Annotated in this window: 22 protein-coding genes and 1 tRNA gene; 10 read left to right on the top strand and 13 right to left on the bottom strand. The window is 64.5% G+C overall.

The window, feature by feature from the left end; all coding sequences use genetic code 11:
* Window positions 1-124 precede the first annotated feature (124 nt).
* The 3 genes from KUV65_RS08535 (at window position 125) to KUV65_RS08525 (ending at window position 1,686) form a co-directional block, all read left to right on the top strand.
* Window positions 125-550: a PepSY domain-containing protein gene (locus KUV65_RS08535; RefSeq protein WP_222189409.1), complete on the top strand. Its 426-nt coding sequence runs from the start codon at window positions 125-127 to the stop codon at window positions 548-550.
* A gap of 92 nt (window positions 551-642) precedes the next feature.
* Window positions 643-1,098 carry a PepSY domain-containing protein gene (locus KUV65_RS08530; protein ID WP_222189407.1) on the top strand — a complete coding sequence of 152 codons (456 nt, stop codon included), beginning with the start codon at window positions 643-645 and terminating at the stop codon, window positions 1,096-1,098.
* Window positions 1,099-1,134: 36 nt separating this feature from the next.
* Complete coding sequence (locus tag KUV65_RS08525) at window positions 1,135-1,686, top strand: helix-turn-helix transcriptional regulator (RefSeq protein WP_222189406.1); 552 nt, start codon at window positions 1,135-1,137, stop codon at window positions 1,684-1,686.
* Here KUV65_RS08525 and KUV65_RS08520 read toward each other — a convergent pair.
* The 3 genes from KUV65_RS08520 to pth form a co-directional block, all read right to left on the bottom strand.
* Complete coding sequence (locus KUV65_RS08520) at window positions 1,653-2,048, bottom strand: DUF2237 family protein (RefSeq protein ID WP_222189405.1); 396 nt, start codon at window positions 2,046-2,048, stop codon at window positions 1,653-1,655. The two genes, KUV65_RS08525 and KUV65_RS08520, sit on opposite strands and share 34 nt — an antisense overlap.
* A 72-nt stretch (window positions 2,049-2,120) precedes the next feature.
* On the bottom strand, window positions 2,121-3,161 hold the full coding sequence (locus KUV65_RS08515; RefSeq protein WP_222189404.1) for a DUF2332 domain-containing protein: 1,041 nt from the start codon (window positions 3,159-3,161) through the stop codon (window positions 2,121-2,123).
* Entirely contained in the window at window positions 3,158-3,853 is a 696-nt protein-coding gene (pth, locus tag KUV65_RS08510; RefSeq protein WP_222189403.1) for an aminoacyl-tRNA hydrolase, read from the bottom strand. Before pth ends, KUV65_RS08515 begins: the two co-directional genes overlap by 4 nt.
* A gap of 113 nt (window positions 3,854-3,966) precedes the next feature.
* Between pth and KUV65_RS08505 the strand changes: the two genes are divergently transcribed.
* Window positions 3,967-4,686 carry an FkbM family methyltransferase gene (locus tag KUV65_RS08505; protein WP_222189402.1) on the top strand — a complete coding sequence of 240 codons (720 nt, stop codon included), beginning with the start codon at window positions 3,967-3,969 and terminating at the stop codon, window positions 4,684-4,686.
* 63 nt (window positions 4,687-4,749) lie between these two features.
* Here KUV65_RS08505 and KUV65_RS08500 read toward each other — a convergent pair whose 3' ends face one another.
* Complete coding sequence (locus tag KUV65_RS08500; protein ID WP_222189401.1) at window positions 4,750-5,391, bottom strand: 50S ribosomal protein L25/general stress protein Ctc; 642 nt, start codon at window positions 5,389-5,391, stop codon at window positions 4,750-4,752.
* A 169-nt stretch (window positions 5,392-5,560) separates the two neighbouring features.
* Between KUV65_RS08500 and KUV65_RS08495 the strand changes: the two genes are divergently transcribed.
* The gene (locus KUV65_RS08495; protein WP_222189400.1) at window positions 5,561-6,724 is read left to right on the top strand and encodes an MFS transporter; all 1,164 of its coding nucleotides are present in this window, start codon (window positions 5,561-5,563) and stop codon (window positions 6,722-6,724) included.
* A 4-nt stretch (window positions 6,725-6,728) separates the two neighbouring features.
* Here the strand turns inward: KUV65_RS08495 and KUV65_RS08490 are convergent, their stop codons facing one another.
* The 3 genes from KUV65_RS08490 to KUV65_RS08480 all read right to left on the bottom strand — a co-directional run bounded on the left by KUV65_RS08490 (window position 6,729) and on the right by KUV65_RS08480 (window position 9,275).
* On the bottom strand, window positions 6,729-7,892 hold the full coding sequence (locus KUV65_RS08490; protein WP_222189399.1) for an alpha-hydroxy acid oxidase: 1,164 nt from the start codon (window positions 7,890-7,892) through the stop codon (window positions 6,729-6,731).
* A 96-nt stretch (window positions 7,893-7,988) separates the two neighbouring features.
* Window positions 7,989-8,780, bottom strand: coding sequence for a tryptophan synthase subunit alpha (gene trpA, locus KUV65_RS08485; protein WP_222189398.1), 792 nt, complete (start codon window positions 8,778-8,780; stop codon window positions 7,989-7,991).
* A gap of 72 nt (window positions 8,781-8,852) precedes the next feature.
* The gene (locus tag KUV65_RS08480; RefSeq protein WP_222189396.1) at window positions 8,853-9,275 is read right to left on the bottom strand and encodes a VOC family protein; all 423 of its coding nucleotides are present in this window, start codon (window positions 9,273-9,275) and stop codon (window positions 8,853-8,855) included.
* A gap of 100 nt (window positions 9,276-9,375) precedes the next feature.
* Between KUV65_RS08480 and ychF the strand changes: the two genes are divergently transcribed.
* The 4 genes from ychF (at window position 9,376) to KUV65_RS08460 (ending at window position 13,890) form a co-directional block, all read left to right on the top strand.
* A complete protein-coding gene (gene ychF / locus KUV65_RS08475; protein WP_222189394.1) occupies window positions 9,376-10,473 on the top strand; it encodes a redox-regulated ATPase YchF in 1,098 nt (365 codons plus the stop codon).
* 68 nt (window positions 10,474-10,541) lie between these two features.
* A tRNA-Ser gene (locus KUV65_RS08470) sits at window positions 10,542-10,631 on the top strand.
* A 669-nt stretch (window positions 10,632-11,300) separates the two neighbouring features.
* On the top strand, window positions 11,301-12,827 hold the full coding sequence (locus KUV65_RS08465; RefSeq protein ID WP_222189392.1) for an acyl--CoA ligase: 1,527 nt from the start codon (window positions 11,301-11,303) through the stop codon (window positions 12,825-12,827).
* Window positions 12,828-12,912: 85 nt separating this feature from the next.
* Window positions 12,913-13,890, top strand: a complete 978-nt coding sequence (locus KUV65_RS08460; RefSeq protein WP_222189390.1) for a 2-dehydropantoate 2-reductase — start codon at window positions 12,913-12,915, stop codon at window positions 13,888-13,890.
* 13 nt (window positions 13,891-13,903) lie between these two features.
* Here the strand turns inward: KUV65_RS08460 and KUV65_RS08455 are convergent, their stop codons facing one another.
* The 4 genes from KUV65_RS08455 to KUV65_RS08440 form a co-directional block, all read right to left on the bottom strand.
* The gene (locus KUV65_RS08455) at window positions 13,904-15,424 is read right to left on the bottom strand and encodes a tripartite tricarboxylate transporter permease (protein ID WP_222189388.1); all 1,521 of its coding nucleotides are present in this window, start codon (window positions 15,422-15,424) and stop codon (window positions 13,904-13,906) included.
* A 12-nt stretch (window positions 15,425-15,436) separates the two neighbouring features.
* The gene (locus KUV65_RS08450; protein ID WP_222189386.1) at window positions 15,437-15,940 is read right to left on the bottom strand and encodes a tripartite tricarboxylate transporter TctB family protein; all 504 of its coding nucleotides are present in this window, start codon (window positions 15,938-15,940) and stop codon (window positions 15,437-15,439) included.
* Window positions 15,941-15,980: 40 nt separating this feature from the next.
* Window positions 15,981-16,952, bottom strand: coding sequence for a Bug family tripartite tricarboxylate transporter substrate binding protein (locus KUV65_RS08445; protein WP_222189384.1), 972 nt, complete (start codon window positions 16,950-16,952; stop codon window positions 15,981-15,983).
* 150 nt (window positions 16,953-17,102) lie between these two features.
* A complete protein-coding gene (locus KUV65_RS08440) occupies window positions 17,103-17,903 on the bottom strand; it encodes a universal stress protein (protein WP_374107057.1) in 801 nt (266 codons plus the stop codon).
* 487 nt (window positions 17,904-18,390) lie between these two features.
* Here KUV65_RS08440 and KUV65_RS08435 point away from each other — a divergent pair, with 487 nt between their 5' ends.
* Entirely contained in the window at window positions 18,391-19,074 is a 684-nt protein-coding gene (locus KUV65_RS08435) for a fumarylacetoacetate hydrolase family protein (protein ID WP_222189381.1), read from the top strand.
* A 35-nt stretch (window positions 19,075-19,109) separates the two neighbouring features.
* Here the strand turns inward: KUV65_RS08435 and KUV65_RS08430 are convergent, their stop codons facing one another.
* Window positions 19,110-19,802 (bottom strand): nitroreductase family protein, encoded by a 693-nt coding sequence (locus tag KUV65_RS08430; protein WP_222189379.1) that lies wholly within the window; start codon window positions 19,800-19,802, stop codon window positions 19,110-19,112.
* Between the two features lie 3 nt (window positions 19,803-19,805).
* Window positions 19,806-20,645 carry an alpha/beta fold hydrolase gene (locus tag KUV65_RS08425; RefSeq protein ID WP_222189377.1) on the bottom strand — a complete coding sequence of 280 codons (840 nt, stop codon included), beginning with the start codon at window positions 20,643-20,645 and terminating at the stop codon, window positions 19,806-19,808.
* Window positions 20,646-20,704: the final 59 nt, after the last annotated feature.

Raw genomic sequence — 20,704 nt, 5'->3', positions numbered from 1 at the left:
GGGGTTTATGGCACCGGGTCTAAACCCCGTGGCAATGGCTGGGGAAGGTGCCGCTAGTCAGTCTGATGAGGAGCGGACCATTCAGGTTCGCCAGAACCAAACTGACAGAACGGGAGATACCCTCATGAACCGCAAGCATATGTTTACCGTGTCCGCCGCCGCGCTTGTCCTGGGTGCCGGTTCGGCCTTTGCCGTCGACCAGGAGGTGATTGATGCCATCGTCGCGGACCTCGCCGCGCAGGGCTATGAACGGATCGAGATCGACGTCGAGGATGACGGCTACGAGGTCGAGGCCTATGGCAACGGGCTGGAAGGCGAGTTCTTCTATTCCGAAGATGGTGAGATGCTAACGTCTTTCGTCGAAGAGGATGATGACGACGACGACGATGAAGACGATGATGACGATGATGACGACGATGATGATGATGACGATGATGACGACGATGACGACGATGACGACGATGATGATGACGACGATGACGACGACGATGATGATGATGACGACGACGATGACGACGGTGACGACGACGATGACGACGACGATGACTGACCCGTTGATGTTGGCCATATTGGCATGACGGATTTTCTCACTCCCGCCGGCGGTGCCTCTGTCGGCGGGGTTTGTCTCGAAAGGACAAGGCGATGATGACGCGACGCGCGATACTCGCAGGGCTGCTGGCCACTGCGGCTGGTGCTGCGCCCGCGCTTGCGCAGGATGCCGCGACGCGTTCGGTTCAGCGTCAACTCGAGGCGCAGGGGTTCACCGTGCTGGAAATCCGTCGGACCCTGCTTGGCCGTGTGCGCGTGGTGGCGCGACGCGGCAACCTTATGCGCGAGATCGTTTTCGACCCCCGCAACGGTGCGATCCTGCGGGACTATACATCCGGCGACGGGTCGGTCGAGCCGCAGTTTTCGTACCAGGGCGATGATGGTGACGGCCCCGGCCATGGGGATGACGACGACGCCGACGATGATGATGACGACGACGCCGACGACGATGATGATGACGACGATGACGACGACGATGATGATGACGATGACGACGACGATGATGACGGCGGCGACGATGACGGCGGGGACGATGATGACGATGACTGACACGGGGGACGATCAACGCCGCCAGCGGTGCCGCCTGTGCTGAAGCACCCATGGCTCTTCGGTGCGATCCTCGTGATCCAATCCCTCTGCGGGATCTTCTTCGTGTCGGATATCCTGTTGTCTGTTCTGGGGGTCCCGATCTCGCCGATCCCGTGGACCTATCGCGAGGCCATGGAAATCGCGGCCGCCCTGGGTCTGGTCCTTGGCGTGGTCCTTGGGGCCATGTTGCTGCGCGCCTCCCTGCGGCGGACCCGGGCCGCCGAAGAGGCTCTGCGCGCCGCGTCTGGGGCGTTCATGGAGGTCGTCGCGGATCGCTTCGAGGAATGGGGTCTGACGCCGGCCGAGCGCGACGTGGCCCTGTTCGCGCTGAAGGGCATGTCGATTGCCGAGATCGCACAGTTGCGCGACACCTCGCAGGGCACCGTCAAGGCCCAGACCAACGCCATCTATCGCAAGGCCGGGGTCAGCGGGCGTCCGCAGCTTCTGTCATTGTTCGTCGATGACCTGATGGGCGAGGGCATGCCCATTGTGCCCGTCGCGCAAGGCGAAGAGAGTCAGACCAGCGGGTCCTCCGCGTCGAGCGCGTAGGTCTCCAGCACCTCCAACGGCACTACGTCCAGCGTGCGCTCGTGGGTTGCGTCCATGTTCACGCGCGGCGCACAGCCGCCGTCATGGGCCTGCAGGAAACGGCTGGCACACACACACCAGCGATCCCCTGCCTTCAGCCCCGGGAAGTCGTATTCCGGGCGCGGGGTCGACAGGTCGTTGCCGACGTATTTCGAAAAGGCGAGGAACTCGTCCGTCATCACGGCGCAGACCGTGTGGTGCCCGGCATCCTCGGCGCAGGTGTCACAGGCGCCGCTGCGGAAGAAGCCGGTCATGGGATCGCGCGAGCAGCTTTGCAGCGGCCCGCCGCGGACATTGACCGAAGGGTCCATTTCAAATGACATGTTGCCTTCTCTGTCCTGTGCGCTTGACGATCCACATGTCACGGCCAGAAGACAAGTCAAGGGGAACGCGGGCTATCCGCGCCAATCTACCCAACGACCGTGGAAATCCGCGCGTCCAAGGCAGTGCGGCTCGGGCGCTTCGGGCCAATGCCTCAGGGTCAGGGCGGCACCCTCGGGCCGACCGTCGGCCTCAAGCGACACATGCGCCAGCGGGGCGGCGCGGGTCGCCTTGGCGCCGGCGGCCTCGAGCGCGGCGGTGGCGGCGGCCTGTGTCTCGGGTGGGAAATACTGCCAGGCCACGGTTGTGAAGACGACATGCAAATGGCCGGGATGGGGAGCGGCCAGCCGCCCGGCCAGCCATGGCGCGGCGTCCCCGGCATCGGGCGCGGCAACGGCCAGGGAGATCGCCCCCCGCGTGAGGGCGAGGCGATGCGGCTGATCGGGCCAGAGATAGGCCGTCAGCCGCAAGGCATGCACCGGGTCATGCGGATCGAGCGGGTTGCGATCGACGCCTGCCGCCTCGGCCACGGTCAGGGTTCGCGGGGCAGGGGGCGCATCCCCGCGCCAATCGGGCTGCAACTGCACCGGGCTGTCGGCAGGGCCGCCGATGCCGTCGGGCGCGTGCAGGGCAAAGCGGCCAAGCGACAGGTTCAGCCCCGCGCTTGCCCCCAATTCGGACAGGACAAGGGGCAGGCCGTAAATCTCATCGAGATGCCACAGCGCCGGAAGCAGGGCGCTGGCGCGGCGCACCTCATTGGTTTGGGGGAACTGGTCGAGCCATTCCATCAACCGCGCCTCGTGGCGGGTGAATGCCCCGCTCACCGCTGCCCAAAGCGCTGCGTCTGATACGGTATTGGGCGGGTAGGCCGCGGCCAACTCGGCATCCAGTCTGTCGAGGATCAGGCCATGCAGGGCCCCGGCCAAGCGCAGGGGGATCGACTGTCCCGCGGAGCTGACATCACCCTCCCACGCCAGAACCCGTGCAGCCACGGTGCTGTCCGAGGTCAGCCGGTCGGCCATCAGCGACATGAGCCGCCCCATGAAGGGCGAGCCGAGCATCGCGCAGCTTTTCCCCTGGTCGCGGAATGCCGCGCGGACCGTCTCGGCGCTCACTTGAACCGGTCCACGAGCTTTTGCAGCGGGCTACGCGTGTCGTCGGTTTTGTTCGGCTCCGCGCGGTTTGCCTTCGTTTTGTCGATCGGAATCTTCGTTTCGCTCGCTTTTTCCGAAGATCGGGGCGGCGCGGTGCGCAAGGCGACGGCGTTCTGGAACCGGCCCGTGTCGTCGCTGGCAAGGGCAGGGGCCCCGTCCGACACGCCGCGCAGCACATCGTCGAGCCAATCCTGATCGGCCTTGGCGAAATCCGACAGGACATAGCCCGCCACGCGATCCTTGTGGCCGGGATGCCCGATGCCAAGCCGGATACGCTGGTAGGCCTCACCGATATGCTGGTGGATCGACCGCAGCCCGTTATGGCCCGCATGCCCACCGCCCTGCTTCACCCGGACCTTGCCGGGGGCGAGGTCCAACTCGTCATGGAAGACGGTTACGTCGGCGGGGCTCAGCTTGTAGAAGCGCATGGCCTCGCCCACCGACTGGCCGGAAAGGTTCATGAAGGTTTCGGGTTTCAGCAGCAGGACCTTTTCGCCCTTGAGGCTACCCTCGGTCAGGCTGCCCTGGAACTTGGACCGCCACGGCGCAAACCCGTGATCCTCGGCGATACGTTCGACAGCCATCCAGCCGATATTGTGCCGGTTGCCCGCGTATTTCGGCCCCGGATTGCCCAGCCCGACCCAGAGTTTCATGGCGCATCCTCCTGTCTTCCCGCGGTGATGCCAGCCCGTCGCGCCTTTGCCAAGCCGGAGGCGCCGCGTTTTTGCCATGGTCACGGGGTAGGGCGCGGGCCATGATGCACGGCATGGCCCCCAAACCCTCTTCAGAAGATCCACTCACCGCGATCGCCTTTCGGATCAACGGCGTCGACCTGCATGTTCCGAAGGGGGTGGCCACACCCGAGATCATCGAGAAACTGAGCACCGGCACCTATGAGGCGGATGAGGCGCGCGCCGCCGACCGCTGCGTGAAATCGGGGTTTCGCGTGCTCGAACTGGGCGCGGGGCTGGGATATGTCACGACGCTGGCCGCACAGAGGACCGCGTCGGAAAATGTGCTGTCGGTCGAGGCGAACCCGGCCCTTCTGCCCGTGATCGAGGCCAATCTTGCGCGCAATGGCTGCGAGGGCGTCACCCTGCTGCATGGGGCCGTGTCCGGCGTGGCCGAGGAGGGCGAAACCGCCAGCTTCCATATCTCGAACGGGTTCACCGGGTCACGACTGGGCGCGCAGGGGGGGCGGCAGGTCGAGGTGCCGCTGATCGGGTTTCACAAGTTGATCCGCGCGCATCGCCCCCATGTCGTCCTGATGGATGTCGAAGGGGCCGAGGCGGGATTTTTCGACCGTCTGTGGAAATGCCCGCTGCGGTTTTGCGCGATGGAACTGCACCCAAAGCAATATGGGCCCAGTGTCATCAAGAAGATCGTCGATACCATGTCGGCGATGGGCATGACCTACGACCCGGTCGTGTCCAGCCGCAAGATCCTCGGGTTTCGCAAGGTCTGGGGATCGGACGAGGCGGAATGAAAAACGCCGCCCCGAGGAGCGGCGTTTTCAAGTCATTGAAAGACGGCGCGCAGCGCGTCCGGATCACGCCTCTTCGGCGGCTTCCGCGGCTTCGGCTGCTGCCTCGTCGTCCGCTTCGTTCTCGGCGCTGACAAGGCCGGACGGGGCGGTGATGTTCGCGATCACGAAGTCACGGTCGATCGTCGGCTTCGCGCCCTCGGGCAGGGTCACGTCCGAGATGTGGATGACATCGCCGATCTGACGGCCCGAGACGTCGATCGTGATGTGATCGGGAATATCGCCCGCGGTCACGATCAGTTCGACTTCGGGGCGGACCATCGTCAGAACGCCACCCTTCTTCAGGCCGGGGGCTTGTTCCTCGCCGGTCACTTCGACGGGGATGAAGAGGTTGACCTTCGAGGTGCGGCGCAGGCGCATGAAGTCCACATGCGTCGGCAGGTCCTTGACCACGTCGCGCTGGACATTGCGGCAGATCACGCGCACGTCGTCCTGGCCTTCGACCTTCAGGTTGAAGAGGGTCGAGAGGAAGCGGCCATCCTTGAGGCGCTTGAGCAACGCGTTGAAGGGGATCTGAATGGGAAGCGGGTCTACACCGCCGCCGTACACGATACCGGGCACCTTGCCTTCACGGCGAGCTTGACGAGCGGCCCCCTTGCCTGTCCCCGTCCGTGCCTCGGCGATAAGATCAGGAATCTCACCAGCCATAGCTATATCTCCATAGGTTAGAGGGGCCGCCTCCAAGGGTGTCGGCCCCGATGAAGACGCTCCATTAGCGCCGAATCCCCTATTTGGCCAGAGGAAAAGGAACATACCGATGCCGCGGTCGGGCAGCAGGGGGCTTGCCCGTCCGGCGCGGGCGGGATAGCGGCGGGATATGCAACGCCTCTCCGACCTTCTGAACGCGGCGATCCTGTCGCGCGCGCCAATCGCCGCCCTTGCCGCTATCGGCGTCTTCTGGGGCGGAACAGCGGCTTATATCCCCGACCTCAAGGCGCGGATCGGGGCAGGGGACGCGCTGTTCGGGATGATCCTGCTGGCGTCTTCCGGAGGGGCCCTGATCGCGATGGCAATCTCACCGCGGGTCGAGGCGCGGCTGCCGCGCGCGGCCCTGACGCTGTCGGTCGTGGCCATGGCGGCGGCGGCGGCGCCTTTGGGGTGGGCGGCGAGCGTGGCGCTCTTCAGCATCGCGATGGTCGCGGTCGGGATGACCACCGGCATGGCCGACATCCTTGCCAATGCGCGCGTGGCCCGACTTGAGGCGCGGCACAACACGGCGCTGATGAACCTCAACCACGCCTGCTATTCCTTTGCTTACGCGGCCAGTGCCGCCCTGACCGGGATCGCGCGCGAGGCGGCGCTTTCGCCTGCCCTGTGGTTCGTGCTGATCGCGGCGGCAACGTTGGCGCTTGCCTCGTTCACCTGGCCCCGCATGAGCCAGCAGGCCGAAGGGGACGCGCCGCAAGCCAGCCGGGGCCATGTGGGGCGGCATGCCTGGATCGCGGGGTTCGTCGTGCTGATCGCCTTTTTTGTCGAGAACGCGACCGAGGGGTGGTCCGCGCTGCATGTCGAACGCACGCTGGGCGGTGGCGCGGCCGAGGGCGCGCTTGGCCCGGCCATGCTGGGCCTGACCATGGGCATCGGCCGCCTGCTGGGCCAGATGGTCACGTTTCGCGGGTCCGAGATGACCGTTCTGCGCTTCGCGGTGCTGATCGCGGCGGCGGGGCTGATCATCGCGGCCTCGGCCCCGGTGCCGATCCTCGCCTATCTCGGCTTCGGATTGCTGGGGCTGGGCGTGTCGGTGGTGGCGCCGCTGGCGCTGGCGTTGACCGGCGTCCATGCGGAGCCCGAACGGCGCACGCTGGCCGTGTCGCGCGCCGCGATGATCGGCTATTTCGGCTTTTTCATCGGGCCGCCCCTGATGGGCTTCCTGTCCGAGGCCGTCGGCCTTCGCATCGCTTTTGCCACCGGGGCGGCGATGCTGCTGATCGTGCCGCTGCTGCTGTTGCCGCGGATGCGCGCCGCCGAGCGGATGGTCTGAGCCGTCAGCGCCAGCGCGTTTCGAAATCCTCGGGCAACAGAAGGTTGTGACGCCCAAGGTTCTTCACGTCCCGTTCGCCGCAGAGCGCCATGGTCGTGTCGAGTTCCTTGTGCAGCACTTCGAGCGATTTCTTCACGCCTTCCTGTCCCATGGCCCCGAGGCCATAGACAAAGGCGCGGCCCACCATCGTGCCCTTGGCCCCAAGCGCGAGCGCCTTGAGGATGTCCTGGCCCGAGCGGATGCCGCTGTCGAGATGCACCTCGATCTTGTCGCCCACCGCATCCATGATGCGCGGCAGCATGCGGATGGAACTAAGCGCGCCGTCCAGTTGCCGCCCGCCGTGGTTCGACACGACGATGGCATCGGCACCCACTTTGATCGCCTGTTTCGCGTCCTCCTCGTCGAGGATGCCCTTGAGGATCACGGGGCCGTCCCACCAATCGCGGAACTGTTTGATCCGCGCCCAGTCAAGCGATGGGTCGAAGGCCTCGGCCGTCCATGAGCCGAGCGAGCTGGGATCTTTCACGCCCTTTGCGTGGCCGACTATATTGCCGAAGAACCGCCGCTTGGTTTGCAGCATCTCCAGCCCCCAAGGCACCTTGGTGGCGAGGTTGGCGATGGAGGCGGGAGTCAGTTTCGGCGGCGCGGAGAGACCGTTTTTCAGGTCCTTGTGGCGCTGCCCCATGATCTGCAAATCCACGGTGATGACCAGCGCCGAACATTTCGCCTCTTTCGCGCGGTCGAACAGACGCTTCATGAAGTCGTCGTCCTTGAGCGTGTAGACTTGGAACCAGAACGGTTTCGAGGTGTGGCTGGCCACATCCTCGATCGAGCAGATCGACATGGTCGAAAGCGTGAACGGCACGCCGAACTTCTCGGCGGCGCGGGCGGCTTTGATCTCTCCATCGGCCGATTGCATGCCCAGCAGGCCCACCGGAGCCAGGGCGACCGGCATCGCCACGTCCTGCCCCACCAGTTGCGAGGCGGTCGTGCGGCCCGCCATGTCCACGGCGATGCGCTGACGCAGGCGGATTTCGTCGAAATCGGACGAGTTTTCGCGGAAAGTCTGTTCCGTCCAGCTGCCCGATTCCGCGTAGTCGTAGAACATCTTGGGAACGCGGCGGCGGTAGATGCGGCGCAGGTCTTCGATTTCGGTGATGACGGGCATGGCGGCCTCCCCCTGTCCGCAGGAATTGGTATGGTTTTCTTACCGCCTGTCTCTCACCCTGTCCATTGTGGCGTTCCGCCACCGCGAGCCGCCCGCTCAGGCGCGATGCGCGCCGTCTGCCAATCCCTTGACAAAGGACAGCACGTCCACGGGTGTACGGCCCGCCGCGATTTCGCCCACGATGGCCGAGCCGACGACGCAGCCATCGGCGACGCCTGCAATGGCCTCGGCGGCGTCCGGGGTCTTGATGCCGAAGCCCACGATGACGGGAAGGTCGGTTTGCGCCTTGATCCGGGCCACCTCGGGGGCGACGTCACCGGCCTGCGCCTCGGCCGCGCCGGTGATCCCGGTGATCGACACGTAGTAGACGAACCCGCTGGTGTTCTGCAGCACCTTGGGCAGGCGCTTGTCATCGGTCGTGGGCGTGGCCAGCCGGATGAAGTTGAGCCCCGCCTTTTGCGCCGGGATGCACAATTCCTCGTCTTCCTCGGGCGGCAGGTCCACCACGATCAACCCGTCGATCCCGGCCTCTTTCGCATCGGCGAGGAACCGGTCCACGCCACGCGAATAGATCGGGTTGTAATAGCCCATCATCACGATCGGGGTGGTGTCGTCATCCTTGCGCAGCTCGCGCGCGATCTGGAGGGTCTTTTCGAGCGTTTGCCCGCCTTCCAGCGCGCGCTGGCCGGCCAACTGGATCGTCGGACCATCGGCCATGGGGTCGGTGAAGGGCATGCCCAACTCGATGATGTCGACACCCGCACCGGGCAGGCCGCGCACCACCTCGAGCGAGGTTTCGTAATCGGGATCGCCCGCCATGACATAGGCGACGAAGGCCTTTTTCCCCTCGGCCTGCAGGCGTGCGAAGGTATCGTCGATGCGTGTCATGGGCTCCCCCGTCAAAAACTCCGTTGCCGGGTTTGGGCCAAAGGGGCGGGGAAATCAATGGGGCGCGAGGGATCAGGCCTCAACACCGTCTTCGACGGACACCATCCAGCGGATGCCGAACCGATCGCGCACCGTTCCGAAGGCGGGCGTCCAGAAGGTTTCACCCATCGGCATGCCGACCTCGCCGCCCTCGGCCAGCCCGGCGAAGACCCGGTGCGCTTCGGCCACGCTGTCCAGCGCCAGATGCAACGACGCGCCGGTCATCCCGGCCCCGTCGCCGGCGGCGCTGTCCGAGGCCAGGATCTCCAGGTCGCCGTGGCGCAGCGTGGCGTTCATTACCGCATCGTCCGCCATGCCTGCCATCTGCGCACGGTCGGCTTCGGGCATGTCGGCAAAGCGCAGGATCTCCGGCGCGGGCGCCCCGAGCAATTCGGCATAGAAGGTCAGGGCTGCCTCGCAAGTGCCGTCGAAGAAGAGATAGGGTGTGATGTGCATGGCGCGCCTATGGTTGCTGCGTTCATGCTACCACATTCGGTTGCCCCTTTCGCGTGCGCACCGTAGAAGGCGGCGAATTTCCAAGGCACGAGGGCGAAACATGGGGTTCAAGGTCGGGATCGTGGGGCTGCCGAATGTGGGCAAATCCACCCTCTTCAACGCGCTGACCAAGACGGCCGCCGCGCAGGCTGCCAATTTTCCCTTCTGCACGATCGAGCCGAACGTGGGCGAGGTTGCCGTGCCCGATGCGCGGCTGGACACGCTGGCAGGGATCGCGGGCTCAAAGCAGATCATTCCGGCCCGCATGACCTTCGTGGATATCGCTGGCCTGGTGAAGGGCGCGTCGCAGGGCGAAGGCCTCGGCAATCAGTTCCTCGCCAATATCCGCGAAGTCGATGCCATCGCCCACGTGCTGCGCTGTTTCGAGGATGACGACGTCACCCATGTCGAGGGCCGCGTCGACCCGGTCGAGGATGCCGACACGATCGAAACGGAACTGATGCTGGCCGATCTCGAGTCGATCGAGAAGCGCTTGCAGAATATCGTCCGCAAGGTGCGTGGCGGCGACAAGGAAGCCGTCCAGCAAGAGCGCCTGATGAAAGAGGCCAAGGCCATGCTCGAAGAGGGCAAGCCCGCCCGCATGGTCGAGGTGTCCGAGGATGACGCCAAGGCATGGAAGGGGCTGCAGCTTTTGACCACCAAGCCCGTGCTCTACGTCTGCAATGTCGACGAGGGCGAGGCCGCGACCGGAAATGCGCTGTCGGACAAGGTGGCGGAAATGGCCGCCGAACAGGGGGCCGGGCAGGTCGTGATCTCGGCCAAGATCGAGGAAGAGATCAGCCAGCTCGATGCCGACGAGGCGCAGATGTTCCTCGAGGAACTGGGCCTGCACGAGGCGGGCCTCGACCGGCTGATCCGCGCAGGCTACGACCTTCTGGGGCTCGAGACCTATTTCACCGTCGGCCCAAAAGAGGCCCGCGCCTGGACCATCCGCCGCGGCACCCGCGCCCCGCAGGCTGCTGGCGTCATCCACGGCGATTTCGAGCGCGGCTTCATCCGCGCCGAAACCATCGCCTACGACGATTTCGTCAGCCTGGGCGGCGAACAGGCGGCCAAGGATGCCGGCAAGATGCGGGTCGAAGGCAAGGGCTACGAGGTCAAGGACGGCGACGTTCTGCATTTCCTGTTCAACGCGTAAGGAATAGGGCGCCCAAGGTGGCCCTTTCCCCCTTGCCCCTCCCGGCCATGCCCACTAAACGGGTCGACGGAGACGTGGCCGAGTGGTCGAAGGCGCTCCCCTGCTAAGGGAGTAGGCGGGAAACCGTCTCGAGGGTTCGAATCCCTTCGTCTCCGCCATCCAATTCATGAAATCCTGTGGGCGCGGTTCAATCCAAGCGCCAATTCCGGACTGCGGCTCGCCCATCCATTTTCCAGACATAGAAGATGTGGATTGGGCTTTTCAGTGGCGGATCGGGTCATCCGTTGTACGTTGCCAATAATAACACCCGCGACCGCAACTGTTTGCGGATCTGGTGGATGCGCCACCGCATAAGCGAAAACTGCAGAAGTCCTTGTCCACCTTAAGATGTCTGCTGCTCTCTCCAGATCTATGAACAGTGCAGAAAGAAACGTATCCGGCCCCGAGTGTTCGTTCGATCACGTGCATGCCCAAAGTCGTCTTCAATTCCGGGTCAGAATGTGAGTTTGAAACCCGTACACCCTCAAGGGTCATGGCTGGCCGTGTCGCCTTCTTCGGGCCTGGCAGGTGGATCCAAGTGGTTTCGGGAGCGCAGGCAGTTTTCGGGGCGCTGACACAAGCCAGCGGAGGCCGTTTCACGGGCACTTGCCATCTCGGTAAGGGCGACCGGTCTGCCTCAATCCGTCCACAGGCGCTGGTGACCACGAATCCGCAACCAACCAGCAATAAAACGCGCGCAGATGCCTGCGCAGGATCACAATTGGCATTGCTGACAGCTTTTTGCGACCTATTGTTGCGCGGAAGAGATTTCGCTTGGGGAGGAAGAGATGACGGACTTGCTGGCTGACTTGATTGCGGGGCATCCGGGTGAAACGCCTGCGATTGGCGCTCCTGGTCGTGACTGGCTGAGCTATGGCGGTTTGCGGGACTTGTCGCAGTCGGTGGCCGGTGCGCTGCATGCGGCGGGTGTCGGGCGCGGGGACCGGGTGGCGATCGTGCTGCCGAATGGTCCGGAAATGGCGGCGGCTTTCGTGACGGTGGCGCAGGTGGCCACGACCTGCCCGCTGAACCCCGCCTACAAGGAGGACGAGTTCGCCTTCTACCTCGAGGACCTCAAAGCCAAGGCCATCGTCCTGCTGGACAGCGAAGAGGGCCCGGCCTTGGCCGCCGCGCGCAAGCTGGACCTGGCGGTCATCCGCCTGACGCCGGATGCGGACGGCGCGGCAGGGCAATTCACCTTGACGCCCGAGCGCAGCGCCGGCACCGCCGATCCCGCCGCCCCCGGCGCCGAGGATGTCGCGCTGATCCTGCATACCTCGGGCACGACCTCGCGCCCCAAGATCGTGCCGCTGCTGCAATCGAACCTGGCTGCCTCGGCGCGCAATATCGGCGCGTCGCTGGCGTTGACCCCGGAGGATCGCTGCCTGAACGTGATGCCGCTCTTCCACATCCACGGTCTGATCGCCGCAGTCTCGTCCACATTGGCGGCGGGCGGCTCGGTCTGGTGCGCGCCGGGTTTCGACGCGATGAAATTTTTCGGATGGATGAAAGAGGCGCATCCGACCTGGTATACGGCGGTGCCGACCATGCACCAAGCGATCCTGGCCCGCGCCGGTCGCAACGCCGAGACCATCGCCGAGGTACCGCTGCGCTTCTTGCGGTCCTCCTCGGCCTCGCTGCCCGGCCCGGTCATGGAACAGCTGGCCAAGACCTTCAACGCGCCGGTGATCGAGGGATACGGCATGACCGAGGCCACGCACCAGATGGCCTCGAACCCGCTGCCGCCGCGCGCGCAAAAGCCCGGTTCGGTCGGCATCGAGGCTGGCCCTCTGGTGCGCATCGCGCACGAGGTGGAGGACCGCCTGATCGAGGGCACCGGAGAGGTCGTGATCTCGGGGCCGAATGTCACCCCGGGCTACGAGGGCAACCCTGAGGCCAATGCCAAGTCCTTCTTCGAGGCCGAGGGCAAGCGCTGGTTCCGCACCGGCGACCAGGGGCAATTCGATCAAGAGGGCTACCTGACCCTGACCGGTCGCCTGAAGGAGATCATCAACCGGGGCGGCGAAAAGGTCAGCCCGCTCGAGGTTGACGGTGTGCTCTCGGCGCACCCGGCCATCGCTCAGGTCGTCACCTTTGCCTTGCCCCATCCCAAGCTGGGCGAAGAGGTGGCCGCCGCCGTCGTGCTGCGTGAAGGCGCCGAGGCCGACGAGGCGGCAATCCGGGCCTTCGCGGGCGAACGGCTGGCCGCCTTCAAGGTGCCGCGCAAGGTTCTGATCCTCGACGAGATCCCGAAAGGCGCCACCGGCAAGTTGCAGCGCATCGGCCTGGCCGAGAAACTGGGCCTCGTGGCCTGACACCATCATGGCCGTGCGGCCCTGGCGCCGCACGGCCCCCATCGACTTACGCGCCCGCCCTTCCGCGCGGGCAGGAGACTGATCCATGAAAATCTGCATCTTTGGCGCCGGCGCGATCGGCGGTTACATGGGCGTCAAGCTGGCGCAGGCCGGGGCGGATGTCAGCCTGGTCGCGCGCGGCCCGCATTTGGCCGCGATGAAGGAAAATGGCCTGACCCTGATCGAGGAGAGCGGCACCAGCACCGTGTCCGTTACCGCCTCGGACAACCCCGCAGATCTGGGGCCGCAGGACTACGTCATCGTGACGCTCAAGGCGCATTCGGTCCCGCCCGTGGTCGACAAGATGCAGCCGCTCATCGGGCCTGACACGACCATCGTCTCGGGCGTGAACGGTGTGCCCTGGTGGTATTTCCACAAGATCGGCGGCCCGCTTGAGGGCACCCGGTTGGAAACCGTTGACCCCGGCAATGCGCAATGGGACGGGTTTGGCCCCGACCGCGTGCTGGGCTGCGTCGTCTACCCCGCCGCCGAGGTCTCGGAACCCGGCGTGATCAAGCATATCGAGGGCAACCGCTTCTCCCTCGGTGAGCCGGACGGCTCGAAATCGGAGCGTGCGATGGCGCTGTCAAAGGCGCTTGCCGCGGCCGGGCTCAAGGCGCCGGTGCGGCCCCGCTTGCGCGACGAGATCTGGGTCAAGCTTTGGGGCAACCTGTCCTTCAACCCGATCTCGGCGCTGACGCATGCCACGCTGGACGTGCTCTGCACCGATCCCGGCACCCGCGCCGTGGCGCGCAACATGATGCTCGAGGCGCAGGAGATCGCCGAGAAGCTGGGCGTGAAGTTCCCCATTGACGTCGACCGCCGCATCGATGGCGGCGCAGCCGTGGGCGCGCATCGCACCTCCATGTTGCAGGATCTTGATGCGGGTCGCCCCATGGAAATCGACGCGCTCTTGGGGTCCGTGCAGGAGCTTGGCCGCGTTACCCAGACGGAAACCCCGACCATTGACACGGTGCTTGGCCTGACACGCCTCCGGGCGCGGGTCGCGGGATTGTATAGCTGAAGGGGAGAGCCGGTCAGGACGGCTCTGCCCCACTTTTTCCACGCCCGCGCCGGAGCAGTTTGACCGCCGGCAGGAACAGCAGGATCAGCGCTATGATCGTGATCGGCGCGGCCACGGGGCGGGTGAAAAAGATCGACGGATCCCCCGAAGACAGCAGCAGTGACTGGCGCAAAGTCGGCTCGGCGATCGGGCCAAGCACGATGGCCAGCACCGCCGGCGCGAGCGGATAGTCGAAGCGGCGCAGGACGAAGGCGCCCAGCCCGAAAATCACGATCAGCCAGATGTCGAACATGTCTCGTGTCGCGGCAAAGCCGCCAGCGATGGACAGCACGAAGATCATCGGCGCGAGGATCGTGAAGGGCATGCGCAGCATCCAGATGAAGACCGGGATGAAGGCCAGGTTGATCAGAACCGCCGCAACGTTCGAGATGTAGAACGAGCCGATCAGGCCCCACACGAACTCGGTTTCCTGCACGAACAATAGCGGTCCGGGCACAAGACCCCAGATGACCATACCACCAAGCAGGATGGCGGTCGTGGGCGAGCCGGGGATGCCAAGCGTCAGCATCGGCAGCATGGATCCGGTCGAGGCCGAGTTGTTGGCGGCCTCTGGCGCGGCGACGCCGTCCGGGTTGCCCCGGCCAAATTCATGGGGCACGCGCGAGACCATCTTGGCAACGCCATAGGACATGAGGGACGCAGGCGTTGCACCCGCCGCAGGCAGGATGCCGACGAAGAACCCGAGCACCGATCCGATGGCCGTTCCCTTCCATCCGCGCCGCGTGGCTTCGGCCGTGTCCGCCGCCATGCCGCGCATGGTCATTTTCGGGTTCGTGCTTTCGACGTCGCCGCGCGATTGCTCGATTGTCCAGAGCATCTCGCCGATGCCGTAGACGCCGATGGCGAGGACAAGGAAGCCGATGCCCTGCAGGAAACCGGTGATATCGAACAGCACCAACCGGGGCGCGCCCGAGATCTGGTCGAAACCGATCGCCCCCAGCACGAGGCCAAAACAGATCGAGAAAATGGTCTTGGGAATGTCATCCCCACCCAGCCCCACGAAGGTGGCGAAGGCCAGAAGCATCAGCGCAAAGATTTCTGGCGGGCCGAAGGACAGGGCCACGTCTGCAAGCAGCGGCGCAAAAGCGGTGAAGAACACGTTGGCCACCGTGCCGCCCACGAATGAGGCCAGCGCTGCCGTGACCAGCGCAAGGCTGGCACGCCCCTGTCGGGCAAGTGGCCGGCCGTCGAAGGTGGTGGCCACGGCGGTCGATGCCCCCGGAATGCCAAGTGTCACGGATGAAATCGCACCGCCATACATCGCGCCGTAGTAGATCGCGGCGAGGAAGATGATCGCGCCGCTCGGGGGCACCAGGAACGTGATGGGCAACAGGATCGCGACCCCGTTCACTGACCCAAGCCCGGGCATGGCGCCGATGAACAGGCCCACCGTGACCCCGATCACGATCAGCAGGAGGTTCTGGGGTTGGACGGCCAGCAGCATGCCGTCGCCAAGAAGGGAAAGGATTTCCATGCGCAGCGCCGCCTAGTAGATGATTTCGTAAAGCAGATCGAACACCGGGTCGGTGAAGGACATGCCCGACGGCATGGTGATCTGCATGGCGCCCTCGAAGAAGAAGAAGAAAACCAAGGGCGTCGCGACTGCGAGCGAGATGCTCAGGCCCCAGGAGTGGCGGCCGAGGAAACGCAGGTAGTAGAACAGGAAAACGGCGATCGCCCCGTACATCGAGATGATGTTGATCAGGGCGACGAACACGACCACGCCTCCGCCCACAAGCGCCACCATCCGCCAGCCATAGCTGTCGAGAAACGGCTCTTCCGAGCGCGATGGCGGCGAAGTTCGCCGCCACCAGTTGAATGCGATCAGGCCGCAGCAGGCCAGCATGATGGCCGATAGCCAGAATGGCCAGAAGCCGCCCCCGGGGCCACGCCCGGGGATGTAGCCGATGGGTAGCTCGGCACTCTCCCACATCAGGTATATGGAAAAGAGCGCCAAGACCCCGGCGGTTATGATTTCGCCATTGCGCATCGCTGGTCTGCCTTGGTCAAAGTGCCGTCAGGACAAGCGATTACTCGCCAAGTGCTTCGAGCAGTTCGCGGTGGTTTTCGACCTGCGTTGCCCAGTAGGCGCGCTGTTCGTCGGCATCCATCCAAAGCGGTGCGAGGCTTTCGGACTCCAGGTAGGCCTGCCACTCCTCGGACTCGTAGATGCGGCCGAAGAGGTCCTGGTAATAGGCCGCGGCCTCGTCCGACATGCCCGGCGCGCCGACAACGGCCCGCTGGTTGTAATACGAGAAGTCGTGGCCGAGTTCCCGGATGGTCGGCACGTCGGGATAGGCCGGCAAGCGCTCGTCCGAGAAGGCCAGCAACGGCACGAAATCGCCCGCCTCGTAGAAGCCCTTGGCTTCTGCCGGGTTGTTGACCGTCGCCATGATTTGCTGACCGGCAAGGTCGCGGGCCACGGCGCCGCCGCCATCATAGGGGATGTAGTTGATGTCGAGGTCGTAGGCCGCCGACATGAATGCGATCACGATCGAATCTTCCTGCCCGGCACCGGTCCCGCCCATGACGAATTCGCCGCCCATGGACTGCACCTGTTCGACGAACTGATCGAAGGTCGTGATGCCGGACTCGGTATGAACCCACAGCACGAAGGGATCGACCCCCATCATCGCGACCGGCGTGAAGGTCTGGATGTCGATCCCCAACTCGGACTGCCGCAGCGGTGTGGTGAAGAACGAATTCAGGGTCACCAGGATCGTGTGATCGGGATCGGAGGCATTCGCGACGTGGATCAGCGCCTCGGCGCCCGAACCACCGCCCCGATTGCTCGGAACCAGCGGGCGGTTGGTCATGTCGTATTCTTCGGCCACCGACTGGATGAACCGGGCGATCTGGTCGGCGCCGCCACCCGGACCGGCCATGATCGTGAAGTCGATTGGGCGCCTCGGCTCCCACTCCTGCGCTACCGATGGCAGCGGTGCCAGGGCGACGATCGCCGCACATCCCAATTGCAATAAAACCCGCTTGGAAACCGTCATGTCTTTTCCTCCCATGATCAAGACCCTCGCCGCGCAGACCCTTCAGAAAAGCTCCCCCCTTTCGAAAAGTCTCTGCTGGCACATGGGAAGGTAATTATCTTGCGCGCAACTCAATTCAAGAGAAATTTAATTGCGTACCATCGTATTCAATCAATGCGCAAAAACGACAGGGATTTTCGCTTGATCTACAACGGTTTGCGTGTTGCCGCCGAAAAGTGTCTCGCGTTCGTGACTGTGGCCATACGCCCCCATGATGAGCAAACCGGCCCCAATCGCCTCGGACTTCTCAAGCAGGGCAGTGCCCGGTTTGCGGGAGTCGAACCTGTGCACATCCGCCGATTTGCCGCGCAGGCGGTAGTACTGGACGAGCTCTTCGGCGGTGGCCCCGTGCGGTTCCCCACTGCCAACCGCGAGTATGCTCACACGGTCCGCTTTGGCCACGATATCCATGGTCAGCGCGACGGTGCGGGCGGCCTCGAGCGATCCATTCCAGCCAATGGCGACATGCGTGCCGAAATCCGGTGCGACCTCATCCGACGGCGGACACATCAGAACCGGACGGCCCGTTTGGAACAGGGCCGATTTCAGCGCATTCGTCCCAAGGTTCCGGTCGCGGTTCGGCTTGGGCGTCACGACAAGATCGGCGAGGCGTCCGTGATGCTTGATGATATCTCCCATGCGCCCGAATTCTTCGATGAACTGGACGCTCGCGCTCGTGCCATCCGGGGTTTCGGTCTCGACCAGGTCCAGCGCCCGGGCCGTCTCGTGGATCGCTTCGCGCAGCGCCTCTTCTTCCTGATCGGCCAGTTCGGCCGCCTGGGCCTTGATGGTTTCGCTTGCAAAGGCGGGCAGCAGGGTGCTGTAGGGAAACATGTCTTCCGGTTTCGCCCGGCAATGGGCCACGGTGACATGCGCCTTGTGCAGATGCGCCAAGACGGCCGCGTGTCTCATGACCGTTTTTCCCATGCCATCGCCCCGCACGGGCACCAGTATTTTCGCCAGCATTTCAGCCCCTCCCTTTGGGTCGCGCCCGCGTCAGTCTCGGTCTTTGGCGCGATGTCTCATGGAGAAAATAGTACGAACCCACGCCATTCCTGAGGAAAAAAATTCTCGATGGACCAGCGTGTTTGAAGCTGACCACATCGTGGGGTCGCTCGTGTGCCCTCGGACGCCGGGTGTTTTGCGCTCCGACCTCCTTGAACTTTCGGTGCTTTTCGAAAGGGAAGACTGCGGCACGTTGGAGATGCGGGATAAGCGGTCTCGACGCGCCAAAACGGCTCTTGCCGTTCGGGACGGTTTCGATTGAGGTTTGCACGGCACATGCCGGACAGGGCAATGTCTGAAACCCACCGCCGCCCGTGTGGTCCGTCTACACGCTACCGTGGGGCCAAGGGGGGGCGGACCCGTCGATTCGGTCCAGCAGATCAAGAGGAAGAGCATGTCGAATACCGTCATCCCCGCGCCCGAGGTGCACAGCATTCCCACGACTGGCGACGGCGCCTTTCCGATCCGGCGGGTCTATTGCATCGGCCGGAACTACGCTGCCCACGCGGTCGAGATGGGCCATGACCCCGACCGCGAACCGCCCTTCTTCTTCCAAAAGAACCCCGACAACCTCGATCCGTCGGGTGAGTTTCCCTACCCACCCAACAGTTGCGACGTGCATCATGAGATCGAGCTGTTGGTCGCTCTGAAAAGCGGCGGCACGAACATCCCGTTGGACAAGGCGTTGGAGCATGTCTGGGGCTACGGTGTTTGCCTCGACATGACGCGGCGCGATCTGCAGGGGCAGGCCAAGAAGATGGGGCGCCCTTGGGAAATCGGAAAGGCGTTCGAACGGTCGGCTCCCGTCGGCCCGGTGCGCCCGGTCTCGGAGATTGGCCATCCCGACCATGGTCGCGTTGCGCTGAAAGTGAACGGTGACCTGCGGCAGGAGGGCGACCTGAACCAGATGATCTGGAAGGTGCCTGAAATGATCTCCTACCTGTCCGAGTATTTCGAACTCGCGCCCGGCGACGTGATCATGTCCGGCACGCCCGCAGGCGTCGCGGCCGTCGAACGCGGTGACGTGATGGAGGCCGAGATCGAAGGCGTTGGAACCCTGAGCGTCACCGTCATCTGATCCGGGCTTGGGTCCGGCCGCACGGCCAGAACGGGTCAGTCAAAGACGGACATGACCTCGTCCATGGGTTTCTTGCGTTTGGCGGCGGCTGGCACGGTGGCATCCTCCGCCGGCCAGCCCACGGGTATGATCATCACCGCCTTTTCATGCGCCGGGCGGCCGCAAAGCTCGGGTAGGAATTTCATCGGGTTCGGCGTGTGCTCCAGGCAGACCAGACCTGCCTGGTGAATCGCCGTGATCAGCATGCCTGTGGCGATGCCCACGCTTTCAGGCACGTAGTAGTTCTTGTAGCGCTGGTTGTCCTCGGTCAGGCCATAGCGTTGCGCGAAGACGACGATCAGCCAGGGCGCTTTGGTCAGGTGCGGTTTTGACACGCCCGTTCCGATCGGCTCCAACGCGGCCAGCCATTCGTCGCCCGCGCCGCCTGCGTAGAACTCCCGCTCTTCCTCTTCGGCCGCGGCACGGATCGTGGCCTTCATCTCGGGATTCGCGATGGCCACAAAATGCCATGGCTGGTGGTTCGCGCCCGAGGGCGCCGTGACGGCGGCCTCGATGCAGGCCGTTATGATCTCTCGCGGGACGGGACGGTCCGAATAGTCGCGCACGGAATGGCGCTTGCGCATGTAGTCGCGAAACGCCTCCACCGCCTGCAACGCCTCCGCGTCCGGTTTCTGGACACGATCGGGCAGGGGAAGCGGTTTGTAGGAAATCTCGCCTTTCTTATACATGATTTATCCTTCGGTCCGGCAGTCTGTGACAAAGGTGGCGAGGTCTTCGGCAAATCGATCGGGTGCTTCAAGGAACGGGACGTGCCCGACGCCCTCATACGCAATGAACCGGCCCTTTGGCATGATCTCGGCGGCATGTTCCCCCGTTGCGGGCGAAACCACGGTATCGGCGGCGCCGTGGATCACGAGGCCGGGGCAGGATAGCGCGGCGTAGACCGGGCGAAAGTCGAGGTTTGCCGCGAAAAGCGCGCGCCGGACATGGGCGGGGCAGAGCATGTTGGCGCCGACAAGCTCGGCATAGGCGCGCCGGTCTAAGGGCTCTGCCGTGCAGGCATCGACGAACCGGGCCGTCGCCGCCAGCCGCCGTGGGATGTCCTCGGTATAGAGGTCGCGGTCCAGGCCGGGGCTGGCGCTGCCGACCATCCAGTCTTCGCGCGCCTTGCCGACGGCCACGATCCCACCGGCCAGCACGATGCCGCCCAGATGCGCGTCGCCATGCGTGGCGATATGCGCCGCGATCACGCGCGAGCCGTAGGACCAGCCGACCAGGACCGGTTTGTCGAGGCTGGCCGCATCGATCACCGCCTTCACATCGTCGCCCCAAAGACGGGTGTCCGTATAGGCCTCGGTCGCGTCGGGTTTGTCCGATCCGCCATGCCCGCGCAGGTCCATCGCGACGAGGTGAAACCGGTCGGCCAGCCGCGAGATGGCCGGCGTCCAGCAGATGTATTGCTGCGACCAGCCGTGGATCAAAAGGATTGACGGCGCCGCCGGCTCACCGGCCGTGGCGTAAGCGATCCGGGTGCCATCCGAGGATGTCGCGAAGTGAGTCTGAAGGTCCATGTTGTCCGTTTCGTCTTTTTGCCGCTGGCATGGCGCAGCGTGGCTTTGTTTCGGGCGGG

The organism is Maritalea mobilis, assembly GCF_019800885.1.
Classification (GTDB): Bacteria; Pseudomonadota; Alphaproteobacteria; order Rhodobacterales; family Rhodobacteraceae; genus Roseibacterium; species Roseibacterium beibuensis.
The sequence above is the reverse complement of the archived record's forward strand: the minus strand, read 5'-3'. Positions and strand labels throughout refer to the sequence as shown.